Origin of the sequence: Limnoraphis robusta BA-68 BA1, assembly GCF_034932365.1 — a bacterium.
Classification (GTDB): domain Bacteria; phylum Cyanobacteriota; class Cyanobacteriia; order Cyanobacteriales; family Microcoleaceae; genus Capilliphycus; species Capilliphycus robustus.
Map to the genome: position 1 here is coordinate 38,515 of NZ_JAYGHR010000075.1, position 20,429 is coordinate 58,943.

The 20,429-nt window shown below is 39.3% G+C and carries 17 protein-coding genes; 11 read left to right on the plus strand and 6 right to left on the minus strand.

Annotated elements, in window-relative coordinates:
* Positions 1-132: 132 nt before the first annotated feature.
* Entirely contained in the window at positions 133-882 is a 750-nt protein-coding gene (locus VB836_RS21650; RefSeq protein WP_323222428.1) for a cupin domain-containing protein, read from the minus strand.
* 245 nt (positions 883-1,127) lie between these two features.
* On the opposite strand from VB836_RS21650, the gene VB836_RS21655 reads away from it, so the two are divergent.
* Positions 1,128-3,134: a hypothetical protein gene (locus tag VB836_RS21655; protein ID WP_323222430.1), complete on the plus strand. Its 2,007-nt coding sequence runs from the start codon at positions 1,128-1,130 to the stop codon at positions 3,132-3,134.
* A 222-nt stretch (positions 3,135-3,356) separates the two neighbouring features.
* On the opposite strand, the gene VB836_RS21660 is transcribed toward VB836_RS21655, so the two are convergent.
* On the minus strand, positions 3,357-4,520 hold the full coding sequence (locus tag VB836_RS21660) for an RNA-guided endonuclease InsQ/TnpB family protein (protein ID WP_323222431.1): 1,164 nt from the start codon (positions 4,518-4,520) through the stop codon (positions 3,357-3,359).
* A 124-nt stretch (positions 4,521-4,644) separates the two neighbouring features.
* Between VB836_RS21660 and VB836_RS21665 the strand changes: the two genes are divergently transcribed.
* The 6 genes from VB836_RS21665 (at position 4,645) to VB836_RS21690 (ending at position 11,042) form a co-directional block, all read left to right on the plus strand.
* A complete protein-coding gene (locus tag VB836_RS21665; protein ID WP_323222433.1) occupies positions 4,645-5,127 on the plus strand; it encodes a pentapeptide repeat-containing protein in 483 nt (160 codons plus the stop codon).
* Between the two features lie 35 nt (positions 5,128-5,162).
* Positions 5,163-6,101 (plus strand): alpha/beta fold hydrolase, encoded by a 939-nt coding sequence (locus VB836_RS21670; RefSeq protein ID WP_323222436.1) that lies wholly within the window; start codon positions 5,163-5,165, stop codon positions 6,099-6,101.
* A gap of 525 nt (positions 6,102-6,626) precedes the next feature.
* On the plus strand, positions 6,627-7,373 hold the full coding sequence (locus tag VB836_RS21675) for a PEP-CTERM sorting domain-containing protein (protein ID WP_323222438.1): 747 nt from the start codon (positions 6,627-6,629) through the stop codon (positions 7,371-7,373).
* Positions 7,374-7,539: 166 nt separating this feature from the next.
* The gene (locus VB836_RS21680) at positions 7,540-8,730 is read left to right on the plus strand and encodes a phosphate/phosphite/phosphonate ABC transporter substrate-binding protein (RefSeq protein WP_046279896.1); all 1,191 of its coding nucleotides are present in this window, start codon (positions 7,540-7,542) and stop codon (positions 8,728-8,730) included.
* Between the two features lie 130 nt (positions 8,731-8,860).
* The gene (locus tag VB836_RS21685) at positions 8,861-9,739 is read left to right on the plus strand and encodes a DNA adenine methylase (protein WP_323222442.1); all 879 of its coding nucleotides are present in this window, start codon (positions 8,861-8,863) and stop codon (positions 9,737-9,739) included.
* Positions 9,732-11,042 carry a type II restriction enzyme gene (locus tag VB836_RS21690; protein WP_323222444.1) on the plus strand — a complete coding sequence of 437 codons (1,311 nt, stop codon included), beginning with the start codon at positions 9,732-9,734 and terminating at the stop codon, positions 11,040-11,042. Before VB836_RS21685 ends, VB836_RS21690 begins: the two co-directional genes overlap by 8 nt.
* Positions 11,043-11,201: 159 nt before the next feature.
* Here VB836_RS21690 and VB836_RS21695 read toward each other — a convergent pair whose 3' ends face one another.
* Complete coding sequence (locus tag VB836_RS21695) at positions 11,202-11,663, minus strand: PD-(D/E)XK nuclease family protein (RefSeq protein ID WP_323222446.1); 462 nt, start codon at positions 11,661-11,663, stop codon at positions 11,202-11,204.
* A gap of 57 nt (positions 11,664-11,720) precedes the next feature.
* Positions 11,721-13,637 carry a tRNA uridine-5-carboxymethylaminomethyl(34) synthesis enzyme MnmG gene (mnmG, locus tag VB836_RS21700; protein ID WP_323222448.1) on the minus strand — a complete coding sequence of 639 codons (1,917 nt, stop codon included), beginning with the start codon at positions 13,635-13,637 and terminating at the stop codon, positions 11,721-11,723.
* Positions 13,638-13,811: 174 nt separating this feature from the next.
* On the opposite strand from mnmG, the gene VB836_RS21705 reads away from it, so the two are divergent.
* A complete protein-coding gene (locus tag VB836_RS21705) occupies positions 13,812-14,540 on the plus strand; it encodes a DUF3800 domain-containing protein (RefSeq protein WP_323222450.1) in 729 nt (242 codons plus the stop codon).
* A gap of 192 nt (positions 14,541-14,732) precedes the next feature.
* Here the strand turns inward: VB836_RS21705 and VB836_RS21710 are convergent, their stop codons facing one another.
* Entirely contained in the window at positions 14,733-15,929 is a 1,197-nt protein-coding gene (locus VB836_RS21710) for a DNA cytosine methyltransferase (protein ID WP_323222452.1), read from the minus strand.
* Between the two features lie 206 nt (positions 15,930-16,135).
* On the opposite strand from VB836_RS21710, the gene VB836_RS21715 reads away from it, so the two are divergent.
* Positions 16,136-16,687, plus strand: coding sequence for a tetratricopeptide repeat protein (locus tag VB836_RS21715; RefSeq protein ID WP_323222454.1), 552 nt, complete (start codon positions 16,136-16,138; stop codon positions 16,685-16,687).
* A gap of 217 nt (positions 16,688-16,904) precedes the next feature.
* On the opposite strand, the gene VB836_RS21720 is transcribed toward VB836_RS21715, so the two are convergent.
* Complete coding sequence (locus VB836_RS21720; protein ID WP_323222456.1) at positions 16,905-17,759, minus strand: sulfotransferase family protein; 855 nt, start codon at positions 17,757-17,759, stop codon at positions 16,905-16,907.
* Between the two features lie 475 nt (positions 17,760-18,234).
* Here VB836_RS21720 and VB836_RS21725 point away from each other — a divergent pair, with 475 nt between their 5' ends.
* Positions 18,235-18,822, plus strand: coding sequence for a PAP/fibrillin family protein (locus VB836_RS21725; RefSeq protein ID WP_323222458.1), 588 nt, complete (start codon positions 18,235-18,237; stop codon positions 18,820-18,822).
* A 480-nt stretch (positions 18,823-19,302) separates the two neighbouring features.
* Entirely contained in the window at positions 19,303-20,424 is a 1,122-nt protein-coding gene (locus VB836_RS21730; RefSeq protein WP_323222460.1) for a glycosyltransferase, read from the plus strand.
* Positions 20,425-20,429: the final 5 nt, after the last annotated feature.

Consider the following 20,429-nt stretch of genomic DNA (forward strand, 5'->3'; position numbering starts at 1 on the left):
TTCTCTATATCTTCTCAACTGGCCAGCCTGATTGTTAACGAGAACCAAGTAATAATCGCGCTCAAATCTCAATGTTAAGGGAATGGTACGCAATCATCATCTAGCCAAAGCGATCGATGTTTGCGACCTGCATCAAGTCAAGGGAAGTGTTTCAGGAGGATGCTGAAAATCTTCTCCAACGATAAATCTTGTTCTATCAACAGGATAGGTTTTGACATAAATAAGGCATCCAGTCTCAGACCTTGGGCTATAGGCACAATGGGGTGGATACCGCAGCCAACTGCCAGTTGGATAACTCCCCAACTCATCCTGCCAAATCCCTTCAATCACAAAGATTTCTTTGATTTCCGTCTCCACTACATTCGATAGTGTAGTGTGGGGCTGCCAGCGCTCGACCCAGACTTTTTCTGGATATCCAGTTTGTTGATAAAGGAGCTGCAATTCGATCTGGGGGATAATACCTGATTGCCAGGAGGACTTGTAGATATTTGTTTTAATCTGTTGGCGACTTTTTCCACCGTGTTGTCGCAATTTAACAAAGGTCAAACATCCCCGCTCGCTGTAGGGGCGATGGATAAACCCTTCAGGATTCAGCATATAAGTTCCTGGTGGATGTACCCCGGTTTCGTCTGCAAAATCGCCCTGAAGGACCAAAATTTCTTCTCCTCCAGGATGGCCATGTAACGAAAAAAATCCACCTGGATCAAATTTAGTCAGCATAGTGACTGGATGCTCTTGAACCTGATGATCAGATTCAAAACAACCAAACCAGATTCCAGTAAAGATTGTCTGATACCAGACGAGCGATGTCGGCAGGACAGCAACACGGGTAAATAAGTTTTCGTTAACTTGTTTAGGTTGCCATTGAAGCTGAGAACCCACTAGAATTACACCTCAAATTTTTTGAACTTTTCAGACACTAGCCTACAACAAAGACTTTACTATTACCACAGAAAAGTCTTAGGTTAGTTTAATCAACTCAAAACCTATGAATCATACATCTTGCTAAAAAGGAATCTTGCTGTAGCGATTCAAGGGGGTAGTTCACTCAATGATCCTTTTGGGCTATAGTTCCATAGTGGAAGCCTTCCATACAAAATTGGATTTGGGAGTTTCAGGAGAACTCAATGTTGAACAGGAAATGCGGTCGGACAACCCTAAGAAAATGGCTAATATCAGCCCTAGCCGTCATCTTAGTTTTCAATCTTCTCGGATGTGAGCAACCCGAATTACCCGAAGCGAGTCTACCCATTATCTCAGTCTCTCAACCGACAACAGAGATGGCTGAAGTCTCGCCTCCGAAAGCAATTCAAATGCTCCATCCCCCCCTTGATGTCCATCAACCTCAAGTCACCATCCTCAGTCCTCAACCTGATGAACTTCTCCAAGACAACACCATCAATGTCCAACTTCAAGTCCAGGACTTACCCATTTTTCGAGATGAAACATTAGGTTTAGGGCCACATCTACAAGCCATTCTCGACAATCAACCCCTAGAAGATATCTACACCCTCGACCAACCCCTTATTTTATCGGATCTCGAAGCCGGAACCCATACCCTGCGAATATTTGCGGCTTACCCTTGGGGAGAAAGCTTCAAAAACGAAGGTGCCTACGCTCAAACCACCTTTCATATCTTTACCAAAACTCCTGAAAACAACCCTAACCCTCAACTTCCCCTCTTAACCTATAACCAACCGAGAGGAACCTACGGCGCCGAACCCGTTTTGTTAGACTTTTACCTCGCCAATGCTCCCCTACATCTAGTCGCTCAAGAAAATCCAGAAGATGAAATAGTTGATTGGCGAATTCGCGTCACCGTCAACAGTCAAAGTTTTATCATCGATCAATGGCAACCTATATATATAAAAGGTATAAAACCGGGAAAAAACTGGGTACAACTCGAATACCTCGATGAACTCGGAGAACCCCTGACCAACGTCTACAACAACACTGCTCGCGTCTTTACTTACGACCCCAACAGTCAGGATACCCTCTCAAAACTGGTACGCGGTGAACTGACTATCGCCCAAGCCCGCCCCATTGTTGATCGAGGCTATGAGGGTAAAATCATCACTCCAGAACCCCAAATTACTCCAACTCTCGAAGAAATTCCTGAAATCTTAGAACCCGTTGAAACCCCAGAAGAAGTTGAAATCGTTCCTTCCACAGAAGAAACCCCTGAAACTCTAGAACCCGTTGGAACCCCAGAAGAAATTGAAATCGTTCCTTCGACAGAAGAAATCCCTGAAACTCTAGAACCCGTTGAAACCCCAGAAGAACTTGAAACCCCTGAAACATTAGAACCCGTTGAACCCCTAACCCTCGAAGAAAAAACTGATGACATTGAAACGATTCCAGAAATAGACATTCCTCTAACCCTGAACGAAACATCTGAAACCCCAGTTGAGGAAGTTTTACCCTCTGAAGAACTCGAACAACTTCTCTCAAGCGAAACCAAACCCGAAACCGAACCAACCCCCCAAACCAATGGATGGTTTGATCGCATAAAAGGTCAAATTCAGCAACTGCCTGTATTCGACAGAGGTAATTCTCAAACCAGTCCATCAATACCTGCGTCACAAACCGCAGAACCCAGCGAAACTGATAATCTATTCCAACGAATTTTTAGCCGTTTTCAGCAAAACCCCTCTGAACCCGAACCTTCTCAGACCTTACCTGAAATTGTCGAGGAAGTTCCAATGGCTGAACCAAGTCAACCCGTATTAGAATCGGAAAAATCTCTAGAACTCCTTCCCGATGAATTTCAACCCACCCCAGAACAGATCAACATAGACACATCGGTTGTTGAACCCGAAGTTGAAACCTCAGCAGACATTTTGGATGAAACTTCCACTGAAGAACCACAAACCCCGTTAGAAGAACCCATTATCATTCAACCGGAACCGGAACCGGAACCCCTTCCTGAAATCGTGGATGAGACTTCTATTCTAGACCTAGAAACCCAGTTAGAAGAACCTGTAGAAGTTGAACCCGAACCTGAAATGATGGATGAAACTCCCATTGAAGACCTAGAAACCCAGTTAGAAGAACCTATGGAAGTTGAACCCGAACCCGAAATGATGGATGAAACTTCTATTGAAGACCTAGAAACCGACCGAGAAAACTCCTAGCCTGTCCCCACAAACTTATTAATCTTAGGCTAACCTAGAAAAGCGTGGCATCAACTACCACGGCTTAAAGAAGTCGGGGATTAGTAACGCTTCTTCGCCCTATATTTAATAGACAAAGTGAAGATGAACTACACCCGGCTTATACAAGTCGTGGTTTCTGACGCTTCTTTGCCCACATTTGCTTCATGTTTCCGCAATCAGTAGGGATGTGCGACTCTGCGTCTAAAGAGGCTCGTTCCAAACCCGCAAGCCCCAACTCAAACAAACCTGGGCAGCATTGATGTCTCGATCTTCGGTGTGACCGCAATGGGAGCAAATATGAACCCTGTCATTCAAGGTCTTGGGTGTTAATTCCCAACAGTTATTACAGCGCTGCGTCGGCTTTAATTGTTGGGTTGGGGCTTCTAAAAATATCCCACCCGCTTCGACAACTTTGTACTTGATTGACTCTCGAAGCATTCCTATAGCAACGTCTAACAAATTTCGGTTTAATCCGGTTTTTTGACGTTTCCGTTTGCTCCCTTTTTTCGCCTTGCGAGTCATGCCCTTGATATTTAGCTTTTCAGTAACGACCAAGCTATTACCGCTAACAATTTGTGCCGCTACTTTGTGCGTCCAGTCTTGCCGTTGATTGGCAACTTTTCGTTTAACTTTGCTGATTCGAGCCTGACATTTTTTCCAGCGTCGAGAGGCTTTAAGCCTGCGTTTTTCCGGTTTGCGTTTGCGCCTCAACCCTTTAGAAAGTTGAGTGATTTTCCCAGTAGCTCGTTTGAGGAATTTGGGAGACTCAATCAATTCACTATCGCTGGTAGCAACGGCAACTTTAGATCCAAAGTCTAAACCGATAGCTCCTTTTCCTGTCGATCTTTTTGGACAACACTCAACCGTAATTGACGCATACCATTTTCCGTTACGCCAAAAAATAGTGCAGGTTTTAGGAATTCCCCAGGTTCTCGCCTTCCCTCTCATTTGAACGGTGATGTTTAAATCTCTTAGATTCAAATAACCGTTTACCCCGTTGTTGGTGGTAACTCTCCAGCTTTGTTTGTTGGGGTAGTCCCACCCGGAATAATGGCGAGAGGATTTGAATTTGGGGTATTTTCCTAATCCTTTGAAGAAACGTTTAAACGCAAAATCAACTCGCTTTAAAGTCGCTTGTAAGGTTTGAGAACCCAATTTTTTGTACTCAGTCCAAACTTTTTTAAACTCGGGTAGCGAGTTTTGCTGCTCGAAATAATCAACCGAGTGGTTGAACCGTTGGTATTGCGTTTTTCTGTTAGTAACCGCAGCATTATACAGACAACAGTGCATTCGTCGCGCCCAGTGTAATTGAGTTTCTTGACGACGGTTTGGGTAAAGCCTGTATGTGATTCTGCGTGTTACCATGTCGGTATTATACACTTGAACAACAAAGGTCGTGATTGTTCACGGAGGCTACGGCGTTATCCCGCCCTACCGTATAGACGACGGGGATAATCGCGCTTTAGTTTTTTGATGGAGTTAATCTTCGATGGCTGACCCAAAACATCTCGCAATACTTAAACAAGGGGTTGCGGTTTGGAACCACTGGAGAATACACAATCCCCAAATTAAACCGAATTTGAAAGGTGCTGATTTAAGATCGGCTATTCTGCGGTTATCTACTCTTAAAGGAGTTAATCTCAGTCAAACGAACCTGACAGAAACCGATCTCAAAGGTGCAGATCTATGGTATGCAAATCTCATGGGCGCTGATCTTCGAGGGGCAGACTTGAGAGGGGCGAACCTTTGGGGAGCGGATCTTTCTCAAACTCAACTTTTGGGGGTGAATTTTCAAGGTGCCATTCTAACAGGGGTTTGTATTCTCGATGGTCGCATTGACAACCAGACCAACTTTAATGATGTTCTGTGTCGGTTTATTTACCGCCAAGCCAATCAACAAGAACGACTTCCCCTTGATCCTAACCTGAGTTTGGCTTCTGGAGATTTCGCTCACTGGATTCAAACCCGATAAAATCAAGGTACATTTTACAAGAAGTCTTAATTTTAATGACTAGCACTGCTATGGAACCTTTCGCAACCCCAAGACCGCAGTTTTACACCTGGAAAGGCTATCGTTGTGCTTATGAAGTTTATCCAAATATAGACTCCGAATCTTCAGAACATATACCTTTATTGTTGATCCATCCCATTGGTGTGGGATTATCCCGTCGGTTTTGGGATCGGTTTTGCGATCGCTGGCAACAGCAAGGTTATCAAAACCCGATCTATAATCCTGATTTACTGGGGTGTGGTGAGAGTGAAATGCCTCGCATCGCCTACCAACCCCAAGATTGGGCCGAACAACTCAACGAATTTCTGCAAACGGTTATTCAAAAACCTGTTGTTGTTTTAGTACAAGGAGCGCTTCTCCCCACTGCGATCGCGTTGGTTGAGTTACAGCAGCAACAACAAACGAACTTAATTAAAGGTTTGGTGTTATCTGGGCCTCCGGCTTGGCGAGTGATCACGGATGCAGGTTCACCCACTCAACATCGACTGCTGTGGAATTTGTTTTTTGATGATCCCGTTGGAAGTTTGTTTTGGCTTTATGCACGTCGTCGCCAGTTTGTCCAGTCTTTCTCTATTCGTCAACTCTTTGCAGAAGCCGAAGCGGTGGATCAACAATGGCTTGATCTATTAGAAGCCGGATCGACTCACTCCAAAAGTCGATATGCGGTGTTTTCCTTTTTAGCGGGGTTTTGGCGAAAAAATTACGAATCTGAAATGGGGGCGATCGCTCAACCGACGTTAGTCGCGATCGGTGAAAAAGCTTCGAGTATTAGTCGCAAAGGGATTTCAGAAACGCCAGAACAACGCGCTCAAGCCTATCAGAACGGTTGGCCTCATGCTCAGGCTCGGATTATTCCCGGTCGCAATGTCCTCCCCTACGAATCAACCGCAGAGTTTATAGAGATTGTAGCTGAGTTTCTGCACAGTCTTCCCTAAGTTGACTTCCCTATCTAGAGCAACCTGAACCGATCTGGGGTGAGGGTTTTTGTTAAATCACCGTAGTTTGCTCAGTATAGATTTATATACACTTCTCAGTCTACCTGCGTAAGTATTACGACTTTTACGGCACTTACTCAGTGATATTACTGATTTTAAATTTAGATATAAAATTCAATTAAATATAAACATCCGTAGAATTAAGGAAAATTCCACAAAAGTCAAACCTAAAAAACTAAAATATCCGTAAAAACTATGAATTTTTTGAAACATTTGTCTTTTTAAGAGAGCAGCATACAAGGTGATTTATGTCACATATAAATCTCAGAGATTACACTAATATCATCTTGTTAAAGCCTAATTATGCCTAGATATTGCTCAGAGCTTTAATAATGTAAAGACTCAGTAAAAAAAACTAAAATTATGTTCAAAACAGTCAATCACAGCTAAGATGTAGAAAGACAATAAAAGTATTCCACAAACACAAAATACTCAAGTTTTTAAATTGAATCAGGAGTAGCCCCCATGAAAACTAAACTATTTGCTCTATTAACGGGTCTGACAACTGTTACCACTTTAGTCGCTGCAACAGTACCCGCTCAAGCTGGAGAAATTGATGATTTAATTCAAGCGTTCCGAGAGTTTGCACCCACTCAAGACCGTATGCAAATTCAAGCTGATGGTGTAAATCTTAAAGAATTTGCTCTCACAGGGCCTTTAAGACTGGGTCAAAGCACGGGAAATTTAGAAGCTGTGTTTCTCGGTGAAGTTGCGGGTAATCTAGACAATAAACTTGACTTTTCATCCAGCAATGGTCAGAGCGGAACAATGTGGTCTGATATCAAAGCTTTTAATGAACTGTATGACTATGGCACAACCAAATCCGATGGTATTACTCATCCTAAAATGGGCAGTTTTAACCCAGAATACAATTCTTTAGATGGTTTTCTAGATATTGGTTCAAAGTTGTCTCTGGGTTCATTTGCCGCAGGTGACAGCTTAGACTTTATGTTGTCGAATTCAAATGCTAACTTTGGTTTAGCCTCTGGACAGTTCAAAGGTTACAGTCTGGAAGGTTTTGAAGATTGGCTAATCGTTGGAGTTGAAGATAAAATTCTCGCAAACAGCGACAGAGACTTCAACGATGTGGTATTTGCGGTTAAACTTGGTTCTCCTGCGGCGAGTGTTCCCGAACCTTCAACTATTGCGGCTTTGATGGGTGTTAGTGCTGCTTTTGGAGTCAGCCGACGCAAGAATGGTAATAAGTCCTAGTAATAGCTAACAAACTCCAGTCAACATCACGAATAATTTAATGAACCCCCAACTGGAATTTCACAGCATGGGGGTTAGTTATTTTTATTGAATGCGATCGCCTCTCGAAGTGCTATAAAATGTTATGGTATCGTTGTCTAAGTAAACTATTGTATCAGTCAGTTCTATGTCACGACAGGATGCCAAAGAAATTTGGAAACTTGTTATCGTTTCGGTTGCAAGTTTATCATTGTTGGGAATAGCAGTTCACCTGATTATTCCTAAAGAGTTAATTTCTCAAGTTGTACCCGGACAAACCGTTTCACCTCGCTTACAAGCGGATCTGCTGAAAATTGGAATTCTGACCTCATCCAAAGATTATCAGACTTTTATTGAATATTTACAAGATCAATTGGGAAATCAGTTAGAAATTACTTTAGAGGGGGATGGAAATCTTTCCTATCAAGCGGCTAAAAATAAAATCATTCAAAATCAGTGGGATATTGTTTTTACTCTTTCTCCGATGCTGTCTGTTGCGGCTAAAGATAATGGATATTCGTTTGCAGCCCGGATGTTCCCCAATTTTGAACCTTATTATGAATCCGCTTTATTTGTGAGAAATGATAGTTCGATTCAATCTTTGGCTGATTTAAAACCCACAACAACAATTGCTTTGGGTGACTTTAACTCCGCCTCCAGTTTTTATATGCCGATTTATGATTTATATGGTAAAACCTTAAGAGTAAATGCAGGAAACCGTTCTTCTCAAATTCGAGAAATGGTAAAAAGTGGAAAAGTAGATGTGGGTGCAAGTTCTTTTGATTTAGTTAAAGATAATCCGGCTTTTCGGATGATTCATGTCAGTCGAAAAATTCCTGGTTCCGGGGTTTATCTGTCTCCCAAGTTATCAAAGTCGGATCAAACACTTCTGAAAAAAGTATTGTTAGATGCTCCTGCTATAATTAAACAACAAGCAAACTATGATGTAGGTCAAGAACCAGATTACACAATGTTTGTCGGAATTTCACGTCGAGCGGAAGAAGTTCTAGCTTGTGCAGATTTTTCTCAAAATCAAATTAACTTTTTTTGTCCGCCTTCCAACACGGATTATATTGCATCTAACGAGACTGCTGTTATCGGTAAAGTCAATGGGTTTAGTTATGTTGATAATGATACACTTCATCTAACATTATCAGGAAAAGATGGTAATTTGTATCGTGTGGTTGTGGCTCGGAAAATTCTCAATCAAGTTCCAAATGCACCACCACCTCCCGGTTTAATTAATAAAACGCTTCAAATTATTGGAGTTCAACCTGTTGAAGTTAACAGTCGTTTAGAGTTAAAAGTCGAACAAGCCAATCAGTTACAAGTCTTGTAAAAATTATTGTTAATTCAAGAATAATTTTAAAGATTTGTTGGGTGATGTAATTGAAGTTACTCTTATTTCAAAAGCGTGACATTGACGAAAAAATCTTATATAATTTTAAAGCTGTTATTTCTAAAGAAAAATGTCATCGGCTGAAAAAAAATTAGAAAAGAAAGTTTCACCTAACCCAAAAAATCCATTAGTTAGACCGTTTTTAAAGTGGGCGGGAGGAAAGAGACAATTACTTAACGTCTTGAAAGAACATCTTCCCACAAAATACAAAACCTATTATGAACCTTTTGTGGGTGGGGGTGCTTTTTTGTTGGATTTGGAACCCAAACAAGCAGTGATTAATGATAGTAATGGAGAACTGATTAACTGTTATCAGGTGATTAGAGATTCTGTTGAAGAACTCATTGAAGATTTAGGAAAACACGAAAATAATGAATATTACTACTATAAAATGAGAGAATTAGACCGCAAAAGAAGCTTTGACAATAAAACCCCAGTTGAACGAGCATCAAGAATTATCTATCTAAACAAAACTTGTTATAACGGACTGTTTAGAGTTAATTCTCGGGGACAGTTTAACGTTCCTTTTGGTCGATACAAAAATCCAAATATTCTCGATATATCTGTTTTACGAGCGGTGAGTAACTATCTCAATGACAATCAAGTAGAAATTATCAATGGTGACTTTAAAAGTGCCGTTAAGACGGCTAGAAAAGGAGATTTTGTTTATTTTGATCCTCCCTATGATCCGGTGTCAGATACTGCTTCTTTTACGGGTTATGATATTAATGGGTTTAATCGCAATGAACAGGAACGGTTAAAAGCCACCGTTGATGAGTTGAATCAAAAAGGATGTTATGTGTTATTGAGTAATGCTTATACGGATTTTATTGTTGATTTGTACAAAGATTATAAACCACACATTAAAGTTTCTGCAATTAGGGCGATTAACTCTAATGGGAGAAAAAGGGGTAGAGTTGATGAAATTTTGGTAAAAAATTATGAGTGATTCAAGCAAAAACAACTTCAAAAAAAATGATATTGAATGGAAAAAGATATTTGAACAATATCAAATTTTAGAGAGAATTTCTAAATTAGGTTACTTTGAAATTGATGCAATTACCATTAATCAATTCAGAGAAAGTCGGTTAATGGCAAAACTTGACCATCAGGTTAATTTACCTCAAATTTTTCAACAAAATTCACTGTCTATCCTTCCCATTTCTCGTTCTCGGTATGTTATCGGATATTTTGATGCTTACCATCAAGTTCAATATAATTCAGCAATTCAACCAATTCCGGTGCCATTTCCTAGCTATATTGAAACCTTAGACCCTGAAACCTTGTCTTCTGAAAGTTTGGCTATAAACTGTGCTTTTCACGCGGGTATGATTGCCGATATTTTAGACGCAGAAACCGATAAAGTTTTTCATACGGTTTCGGGTCGGATGTCTACTGGAAGTTTTAATTTTTCGATTAACAGTTTATTGAGTAACTCTCCTTATTTACTGGAGGTTAATAACTCTCAATGTGAAATAGATGCGGGGTTTGAAACTGAAGAATACTTTCTCATCGTTGAAGCCAAGATGGATGGTGTGGAGGATTTTTTAATAAGACAACTGTATTATCCTTATCGGCTTTGGTCGAGTAAAGTTCATAAAAAAGTGTTGGTTGCTTTGATAACCTACTCTAACTCAACAAGTCAATTCAGCTTCTTTTTGTATGATTTCGATAATTTATCAGATTACAACTCTATCCGGTTAATTCAGCAGAAAAATTATATTATCGGTTCGGAAGAAATCACGAGAGACGATATCTCAGAAGTATTTAACTCTATTGAAGTTGTCTGTGAACCGGATATTACACTTCCTCAAGCGGACGACTTTAACCGTATTGTAGATTTATTGACATGGCTTTATGAGCGTGAATTAACTAAAGATGAAATTACAATGAAGTATCAATTTGCAGGTAGACAAACCAACTATTATACTGATGCGGGTAGATACTTAGGATTAGTCGATAAAATTAAAACTTCTGGGAGTAAAGAGATTACTTTTTGTCTGACGGAGGAAGGAAGAAGTCTAATGAGTAAGAAGCATAAGTCAAAGATTCTTTCCCTGATTAAAATGATTTTGAAATATCCCGTTTTCTACAAAACGTTTGAGATGACACTTCAAACCGGAGAAATCCCTCAAAAAAGTCAAGTTAGCGAGATTATGTCAAGTTTTAAGTATAGTGATAAGGTAAAAGATAGACGTTCTCAAACGGTTATAAGTTGGATGAAATGGATTTGGAGTATGTGTTCAGATTAACATCTGACCAATTTTTTTCAAACCCCTAAGAACATCATAAAACTCATTTCCGGGGTTGGAAATTGAAAAGGATTTGGATAAGCTGTATTCGGCTTGATTGTCACGACTCAGTTTTATAAAAACCGCTTCTCGACCATTAATAATCAATCCAAAAACGGGTTATTCTAAGTGAGGACTCGCCATCATGTAAACGAGAGTTTGGGGAAGGGCGACCATCACATCTGCTTTGGTTCTTTTGGTTTCAATGATAGCAATCCAAAATTCTCCCTGAAACACCAAAAAATCTATTTTTCCGCGAATACTATCCCCATTAAATTCGTCATCAATTTGAACTTCTCTTTCCGCAGTAATATAAAAGGGAGAGTTGAAAAATCCGGCGAGGTCAAGCAACGGCGAAACGACCACAATTTTAACGACTTCCTCCAACATTTCCCTTTTGGTGAGATAGAGATATTGCTGTTTGACTCTATCCAAACGTCGTTTTTCTTCGGGAGTAAGTTCGGGTATTTCATCCAACCAAGTTAGAAAGAAGCTATCTTCTTGTAAAAATTGAAGATTAAATCTGGTTTCTACATCGTAAAGCGTTAAGTTGGAAGCGGGAATAACTTGTGTTTTATTCATGGTATTTTTAATATAAGTTTGGGTGTATCAACCGCAGTTAAACACACCCTTTTTTTGTTATTTTCCCACAGTTAATGTTTGTTGACGATTTTGTATTTCTAGATAAATCAACAACGCATTAACATCAGCAGGATTTACACCACCAATTCTAGACGCCTGACCAATAGTTAACGGTTTGACTTTCGTTAACTTTTCCCGAGATTCCATTGACAAGGTTTCAATCGCCATATAGTTAATATCTTCGGGTAATTTTCGGTTTGAATGACGGCTAATTTGGTCAATTTGATTTTGTTGACGTTGTAGATAACCGGAATATTTAACCTCAATTTCTGCACCTTCTTTTTCTACCGCATCTATATCAGGATTTCCCAGATTATACCGTTCTAAATCAACATAATGAAATCCAGGACGTCGCAACAAATCGGCTAAGGTAATTGAACCTTTAATCTTTTGTTGAGTATCGGAAACAATGGTCACACCGACTTCATCTCGTTCTTTAATTCTAGTCGAATGTAAGCGCTCTTTTTCCGCGATAATATTGGCTTGTTTGCGTTCAAAAAGTTGCCAACGACGGTCATCTATTAAGCCAATTTCTCGACCCAATGGCGTTAACCGTTGGTCTGCATTATCCGAACGCAATAACAGCCGATATTCTGAACGACTGGTTAACATTCGATAGGGTTCGCGTAAATCTTTGGTACACAAATCATCGATTAAAGTCCCGAGATAACTGCCTTCACGGGGAAAAACAATCATCTCTTGATTTCGCACAAATCTAACTGCATTAATTCCGGCAACAATACCCTGGGCTGCGGCTTCTTCATAACCCGTTGTGCCGTTAATTTGACCCGCACAAAATAGCCCTTCAACTTTCTTGGTCATCAACGTCGGATAACATTGGGTTGCGGGTAAATAATCGTATTCAACCGCATAAGCCGGACGCAACATAATACACTTTTCTAAACCGGGCAAAGTGCGTAACATTTCTACTTGCAGTCTTTCCGGTAAACCTGTTGAAAATCCTTGAATATACAATTCAGGAATATTTCGCCCTTCCGGTTCGATAAAAATTTGGTGGCTTTCTTTATCCGCAAAGCGCACAATTTTATCTTCAATACTCGGACAATAACGCGGCCCTTTTGCCTCCACCCAACCGCCATAAACGGGAGATAAATGCAAATTTTCCCGAATAATACGATGAGTTTCTGCGGTGGTTCGTGTCAGATAACAACACATTTGTTCGCGTTCAACCCACACCTCCGGGTCAAAACTAAACCAGCGAACTTCTTCATCTCCCGGTTGCGGTTCTAACTGACTATAATTAACCGAACGTTTGTCAACTCGGGCGGGAGTTCCTGTTTTTAACCGTCCCGTTTCAAAGCCTAACTTATTCAGCGTTTCGGTTAAACCAACCGCAGCAAATTCACCCGCACGTCCGGCGGGCATTGATTTATTTCCCACCCATATAACGCCACCTAAAAACGTTCCGGTTGTTAGAATAACGGCCTTGCATTTAAACGCGACATCAAAATAAGTTTTAACTCCAATAATTTCATCATTTGCACCCAATACAACGTCCGTCACCATGCCTTCACGGATGGAGAGGTTTTCTTGGTTTTCAATGATATTTCGCATCACGGCTGCATATTCTCGTTTGTCGGTTTGGGCGCGTAATGCCCAGACTGCGGGGCCGCGAGAGTTATTCAGCAGGCGTTTTTGTAGGTAGGTGCGGTCGGCCATTTTGCCAATTTCGCCCCCTAAAGCGTCTACTTCGTGGGTGAGTTGGGACTTGGCAGGCGCCCCAACGGCGGGGTTGCAGGGTTGCCAAGCAATTTTATCGAGGTTCAACGTTAACATCAGGGTGCGACATCCCAGACGGGCTGAGGCTAACGCCGCTTCACAACCGGAATGTCCGCCGCCGACAACTACAATATCAAATTCGTCTTGAAAGTCTACAACAGATGTTTGAGTCATTGGGAATGTTTGAGTGATGAGAACTTATTTTTAAATTTTAGCGGTTTTAGTTGATGACTATATTATAATCATTCGCTCTAGACTTAAAAATTACTAAAAAACTTGCAATTTATGATTATAAGATATATTATACTTTATTGATTCAGGATGGTTCTTGTTATAAGTATAAAATTAATGATCTTATTTTATATAGATGAAGGAGGTACAGGCTGGAAAGATGAGCAATCAGAATACTTTTTTTTGTGTGCTTTGGCAATTCACTCAAGGTTTTTGCGGGAAATAGAAACAGAGTTCTTTAACTTTAAGCAAAGTATTGTTCAAAGCAAACAACCTGATGAATGGGAGTTAAAAGGTAGAGATATCTGGCAAGGCTTAAGCCAATTTAAAAATGTTCCACAAGACTATCGCGTTCAAATTTTTGTCGAATTTTCACAGATGTTAAGTCAGTTACCCTGTCATCTGTTTGCCATTCAGATGAATAAGCAACTGTTAAGAGAACAACAACAAGCAATTACTAATGACACTGATTTATATAAATTATCTCTCCATTACTTATTAAATCGGTTAGAAACTTTTCTTGAAAATAGTGAAGAAACAGGAATGTTGTTTTTAGATTCCCGTTCTACTCTAAATACTGCCGTACAAGATAACAGAGTCATCAAAGCCTACAAAAACTGGAGAGATGCAAATATAAAAGCTATTAATTTAATTAATTTGATAGGATTACCTTGGTTTGGATTTTCTGCTTTTTATCCAGGATTGCAGATAGTAGACTATGCTACATATTTGCTTTCTCGTTTATCAGTAGAGAAATCTGAAGCTAGGATTATTGAATTAAACCAAGCATTCAACGTCATTAAAAACAAAATAGAAATTATTCAAGTTCCTAATGAATTCAAGTAATCAGTGTATTTTTGCTGAAACAGGTAGTTTTAACTCCTCGTTTAGGCGAGGTGTAGTCAAAGCTAACTGTAGGCTGAATTTAAATTATTAACCCACGACTGACATAGCCGTGGGCTGTAGTTAATAAACTTAACAGGCGCGTAGTATTTCAACTACACCATTAGTCCCCGTGCAGTTCGGGGTACCTCGTATTTATATTATACACAAATTACTTAAAGTTGTCATCGGAAGTTCAAGTTTTTCTGATGTCGGCTGACTATATCCCGTTAAAAATTGTTTAATCGTTGTAGCAATTCCCTTAGAAGCCAAGTAGGGAACACCATTTCCAATCATCTTAAACATACTACTCAAAGATAACTCCTGGGGAAGCGCATATTCTTTTGGTAAAGATTGAATAGCCAAAGTCTCAGCTACCGAAAGCCTGCGAACTTTATAGGGATGTAAATGAACTTCATTATTTCCATAGCAAGCTGTAGGAGAATAACGCCAACGGTGAAGACGTTTGTATGATTTTTTTGAGTCATCCCCTTCGCTAACTGATATAATTTTTTTAATTCCGGCTCGGGGTTGAAAGTGATTTTCAGCGTTTGGATGATTTAGCACGTCATTTTTTCTAAACCAATTCTCTACAGTTAAGTTTTCAGGAATTCCATCAGGACAAAGTATTACTGAATTTTCTTGAAAGGGGCTAATTGTCGGCCATGAATATTTTGTAATATCGGTTCTTGAGTAACTCATGTATTTCTCCCAGGGAAAAAGTCCTTCTGGTAAAAAATCAGCTTTTTTAATCTTGATACCCAAATCAGTAATTATATTTTTTCTAAAGCCAATTAAGATAATTCTATCTCTATCTTGAGGAACACCATACTCTAAAGCATTTATCAATCTTTCTGTCAGTACATATCCAGCTTGAACAAGCTTTTCTTTAAGAAACTCAAAAAACATCTTATGCTTTTGAGTTTTATAAAGTCCCTTAACGTTTTCAAATAAGAAAAAATCCGGTTTTTGTTGTATGATTAATTCAATATAGGTATCGGATAGTTTGCCATTTTCTCCATTTTGACCTCTATTTTTTCCACCTACTGAAAAGTCAGGACAAGGAGGCCCTCCGATAAATCCTATTAGTTCTGATTGTTTTCGAGCGTCTTGAACTAATTCCCAAAGACGTAATGCTTTTTCTCCTTCGGTGAGTTGAACAATATCGGCATTTTCTCCACTATTGTAGCCATATTCTGGCTCGGGAAGTTGAAGGCATTTTCTAGAATAACGGTAAGCTTTTATGAAAGTTGGATTAATATCGCTTACATAGGCTATTTTAAAACCACTTTTTTCAAATCCTAAATCTAAAAATCCTGCGCCCGAAAAGAATGAAAAGATACAACTGTTCATAGATTATTTTAAAATATTGTTGAATAATTCAAGTTATCATAGGGTGATTTGTGTTGTCAAGATTAGCTTTAAAGTATAACAAGTTTATTTGATGTTAAATTTAATCTTATTATCCCATATAGGGCTTGCCAAGGACTAACTGTTGAGGTATTCTAAGCAGTAGGTTTGATGAATAAAATGTGTTAACCAAACTTAACAATAGACCTATGACTCAACAACCCTCACCCAATAATCAAAGCTTACTAGAAAGATTGAAACAGTTCTTAAGAAAAATTGAGAATAAAGAGAAATTAATAGCTGCTGTAGGTGGCATTTTAACTATAGTTGTTACTGTAGTAGGATTTATTCACAAGCCAGCAGTCTCCATTCCCCCCACAAATTGTAGCGGTTTCCTCGTTTATATTCCGGCTGAGTCTGATACAGTAAATGATCTTGAAAGTAAGATTAACTGCTACCGTGACCGCATTGCGAATAACCCGAAAGACGCTGTTGCTTATACTAACTTAGGTGAAGCAGAACGTCGTTTGGCGAACATAAAAAATCACAGAACAAACAAGCGTCTGAACGAATTAGAAGCCGCTAAAAAGCATCATTTGACAGCACAACGTTTAGATCCCAAAGCTAAAGAAGTGAAACAAGGATTAGAATTAGTGAATACAGAAATAGAAGATTTGCACCAGAAGAAAACCTGGCTTAAACCCGAAATGCTTGTGAAGTCTGTAGAAGGTAAAGTAATGACATTCAATAAAAAAGAGTAGAAAGTTTTGATCTAGAGTGTCTGAAAAAGTTTTAGGAGTTTGGGCGCAAGCGTTGCGCCCCTACAATATCTGTTTAAGATTGGGGAGGATAGAGAATAAAAGATTATAACATAAGGTAGACTAAATTATAACGCTTATGAAACTGAATGTAAATGTAGTTTTTGGCTCATTTTTTTATAGAGGATGAATCAAGTCAAGTGACTTGACTCAACTCAATCTATTTTGAAGTTTGAAAATGAATGACTTTCGCTGCACTATGGGTTGTATCTTTCCAAAAGGAGAGCTGACTAAATCGCTCAAATAAATCCGGAGGTAGTATACTTCTCCGGGCTTTAAATTCTACCCGAGAGCGAACAGTATGCAATCCTTCTGTTCTCAACTTGCGATCAAATTCGGGTTCTTCGTACTCGATGCTTTCGAGGTCGTGATCAAAGGGTTCTTCTCCAATAAACTGATAAATTAATGATAGCGTTTCCTCTGGAGATATCGCTAAAAACTCATAGTCTACTAATAGTAAACGCTCCGCTTGTTCGCTGTAAAATGCTTCTTTGAGAGCATTATAAGCAAATCCAACTAAACGGTTTCCTTGGCTTAACGCTTCTGTGCGACTGTATACGGTTGAAATTTCAGCTCGATTTCTGAACATTCTAGAAATTTCAAACGCATTCCGCCGAACTAATCGCTCCAAAGAATCCATTACCCAAGCGACGTTACGCACGCAACAAATGACTTTTGCTTCTGGAAACAATTGACAAATTAGCGGTAACTTGCTGCACCAAAGTCGATTAGTATCAAAAACAACTTTTTTTTCAGCAAGTTGCTGTTGATAATAGGCAGAAAAAATACTGAGGATCAAATCACGCCTCTGATCTTGAGAAAGGAACACGGAGAATTCGTTCTCCTCACTCATCGCATCGAGCATTCGGTTGACTAAACCCCCGACAGGCGATGTCATTCCTGCATGAAAACGAGGATTTTGCCTCAGTATAGCTGCCAGCACCGTTGAGCCAGCACGAGGTAAACCCGAAATAAAGTGAATGGGGCTAGATAGAGACACAGTGTATGTATTCACCTCTTATAAGCTCTCAAACTGCACATCAGTATTTGAACAAATACTTCCTAGTGCTTTTGCCCATGATATCAAATTTGAGGATTCACCCTCAAAAGCACAATTAGATTATAAGACTAATGATACTTCTGGTTTCTCTTATATCTAGCATAATTTATCAAAAAATCAACATTTCTTCATCCTGTTAAGCTTGACAAAATCTTTCAACTTGGAGAGCTAGCCCTGAAAATCTATCTCTGAAGTCGTTTCTCAAAATGACAGATAGATCATCCGGTTTATAAACAGAGTGAAAATCAGCAATTTACAGGGACATTCATTCACCTTATTGATCTTTTTTTACAGTTAATAAAAATAGTTTATCACCGCATCTGTATTCAAATCTAACTTGAGATAGAGTTTGGACTTCCCCCCAATATGCTAAATTTTATGGTAATATAGTTTGAGGAGCAACAATAAACATAAAAAAGAAGTTTTATAAATGATGAAAAAAGCTAGATTATTAGAGCTAATTGCAGGGAAAAATCGGGGAATATTAGCAAGTGAGTTAGATCGTCAGGCGATATTATCGGCGATTGCCCAACTCGAAGATTATAATCCTCATCCTAAGCCACTAGAAGTACCTGAACTGTTGGAGGGGAACTGGCAACTGGTCTACACTAGCAGTAGAGAATTGCTCGGAATTGATCGCTTTCCCTTTTACAACTTAGGTAAAACTTACCAATGTATTCGGGTGAAAACAGGTAAAATTTACAATATTGCTGAAGTCATTGGTATCCCTTATTTAGAAGGTTTAGTCAGTGTCGTTGCTGGATTTGAAGCGGTATCTGATCGACGAGTAGAAGTCAAATTTAACCGTTTTGTTATCGGTTTACAACGATTTATAGGTTATCAATCTCTCCATCCGTTTATTAATGCTGTAGAGTCGGGTAGAAAGTTTTTGGCGATCGACTTCAAGATTGAACCCGGTAATCAACAAGGATGGTTAGATACTACCTATTTGGATGATCAGATGAGAATTGGACGAGGAAATGAGGGAAGCGTGTTTGTGCTGATCAAGGTTCCTTAGTCTTGCTAAGTGCGATAGGTGCGATCGCTATCTTCATTCTCCGCTCATCAAAAAAGAGGAGGGGAGTTTGAAGTTCAAAATTGATTTTGTTGGTTTTCTTTAGAGTATAATTTTTTACCAGCAGCAAAATCGCTTATACTGTTGTCAATTTCAATTTTTGTGTTATGATCCTCATGCTTGCAGTCGTGAAAAACTCAAGACAACTAACTCTATAGACGAGATAAAAAGCCAATGTTTACAATATTCTGTCAGGGGTATCTACATCGGTTCAAAAGTCCTGAACATCAGGATATTTGAAGAACTAAAGATAGACGTCTATAGAATAAATAGGATGAAGATTGAGTCCTAAAAAAGATAGGGAAACATTCATTGAGATGAGCGGAGTTTACCCGACAAAATTTTGGATTGTGGCAGATCGTTTTTATAAATTTCAACGATGTCAACTGTTAAAAATAATTTGATATGGGAAAAGGTGTATAGATGAAAATAGCTCTAGTTCATGACTACCTAACTCAGAAGGGAGGAGCAGAGCGTGTTTTTGAGTTGCTTTGCCGCGCTTTCCCCAATGCTGATATCTTTACTTCACTGTATGAACCCCAAGAAACAATCAATCTAGGAAATAGACTGGTATACACGACTGCGCTGCAAAATATTCCAGGAGCTGCTAAAAATTTTCGACTCTTAGCTCCCTTTTATTACCGAGCTTTTCGTGCTTTAAACTTGCAAAAATATGACTTAATTCTTAGTAGCAGCACCAGCTTTGCTAAAGCGGTGAGAAAACGAGCTGGAGCCAAGCATATTTGTTTTTGTCATAACGTCACTCGTTTCCTGTGGGATACGGAAACCTATCTAGATAAGTATCAAAAATATCGGGCATTTTATCCGTTCTTGGAACAAGTATTTCGGGCGATGAGAAAAGCCGATCACAAGTATGCTCAGGAGCCAGATGTTTATATTGCAAATTCCACAGAGGTAGCAAATCGGATTGATAAAATCTATAATCAAAATGCGATTGTCGTCAATTATCCCATTGACACCAGTAAGTTTTTATTTTCGAGTTCTAAAGAAGATTATTATTTGGTAGCATCTCGTTTCTTAGGATACAAACGGATTGATATTACCATTAAAGCCTTCAACAGACTCGGATTGCCTTTAAAAATTATTGGCAGTGGGCCAGAAGAAGAAGCCTTAAAATCCCTAGCCAAAGAAAATATTCAATTTTTAGGTTTTGTCAGTGATGAACAGCGTCAGCATTTAATGGCAAATGCTCAGGCTGTAGTTGTTTCTGCCTTAGAAGATTATGGTTTAGTTCCTATAGAAGCCAATGCTTGTGGTACGCCTGTTATCGCCTATGGTGCAGGGGGTGTATTAGATACTCAAATTCCAGGATTTACCGGATTATTTTTTGAGGAACAAACATCAGAGTCCCTCCACAAAACCCTACTGAAATTTCCAGAAATTCAATGGGAGTATGCCAAAATTAGAGAGCATGCAATCAAAAACTTTTCAGAGGTTGCATTTTTTAATAAACTTGAGCCGATCTTTGAAAAGATTTGTGGGCAGAGGATAATTACACAAGTCAGTCAATCCAAAGTTGCTTAGGTGGT

What these genes read in the sequence shown, in the direction of transcription:
- VB836_RS21655 (WP_323222430.1), top strand. Translation starts at nt 1,128, where the DNA reads ATGTTGAACAGGAAATGCGGTCGGACAACCCTAAGAAAATGGCTAATA.
- VB836_RS21660 (WP_323222431.1), bottom strand. Translation starts at nt 4,520, where the DNA reads ATGGTAACACGCAGAATCACATACAGGCTTTACCCAAACCGTCGTCAA.
- VB836_RS21665 (WP_323222433.1), top strand. Translation starts at nt 4,645, where the DNA reads ATGGCTGACCCAAAACATCTCGCAATACTTAAACAAGGGGTTGCGGTT.
- VB836_RS21670 (WP_323222436.1), top strand. Translation starts at nt 5,163, where the DNA reads ATGACTAGCACTGCTATGGAACCTTTCGCAACCCCAAGACCGCAGTTT.
- VB836_RS21675 (WP_323222438.1), top strand. Translation starts at nt 6,627, where the DNA reads ATGAAAACTAAACTATTTGCTCTATTAACGGGTCTGACAACTGTTACC.
- VB836_RS21680 (WP_046279896.1), top strand. Translation starts at nt 7,540, where the DNA reads ATGTCACGACAGGATGCCAAAGAAATTTGGAAACTTGTTATCGTTTCG.
- VB836_RS21685 (WP_323222442.1), top strand. Translation starts at nt 8,861, where the DNA reads ATGTCATCGGCTGAAAAAAAATTAGAAAAGAAAGTTTCACCTAACCCA.
- VB836_RS21690 (WP_323222444.1), top strand. Translation starts at nt 9,732, where the DNA reads ATGAGTGATTCAAGCAAAAACAACTTCAAAAAAAATGATATTGAATGG.
- VB836_RS21695 (WP_323222446.1), bottom strand. Translation starts at nt 11,663, where the DNA reads ATGAATAAAACACAAGTTATTCCCGCTTCCAACTTAACGCTTTACGAT.
- mnmG (WP_323222448.1), bottom strand. Translation starts at nt 13,637, where the DNA reads ATGACTCAAACATCTGTTGTAGACTTTCAAGACGAATTTGATATTGTA.
- VB836_RS21705 (WP_323222450.1), top strand. Translation starts at nt 13,812, where the DNA reads ATGATCTTATTTTATATAGATGAAGGAGGTACAGGCTGGAAAGATGAG.
- VB836_RS21710 (WP_323222452.1), bottom strand. Translation starts at nt 15,929, where the DNA reads ATGAACAGTTGTATCTTTTCATTCTTTTCGGGCGCAGGATTTTTAGAT.
- VB836_RS21715 (WP_323222454.1), top strand. Translation starts at nt 16,136, where the DNA reads ATGACTCAACAACCCTCACCCAATAATCAAAGCTTACTAGAAAGATTG.
- VB836_RS21725 (WP_323222458.1), top strand. Translation starts at nt 18,235, where the DNA reads ATGATGAAAAAAGCTAGATTATTAGAGCTAATTGCAGGGAAAAATCGG.
- VB836_RS21730 (WP_323222460.1), top strand. Translation starts at nt 19,303, where the DNA reads ATGAAAATAGCTCTAGTTCATGACTACCTAACTCAGAAGGGAGGAGCA.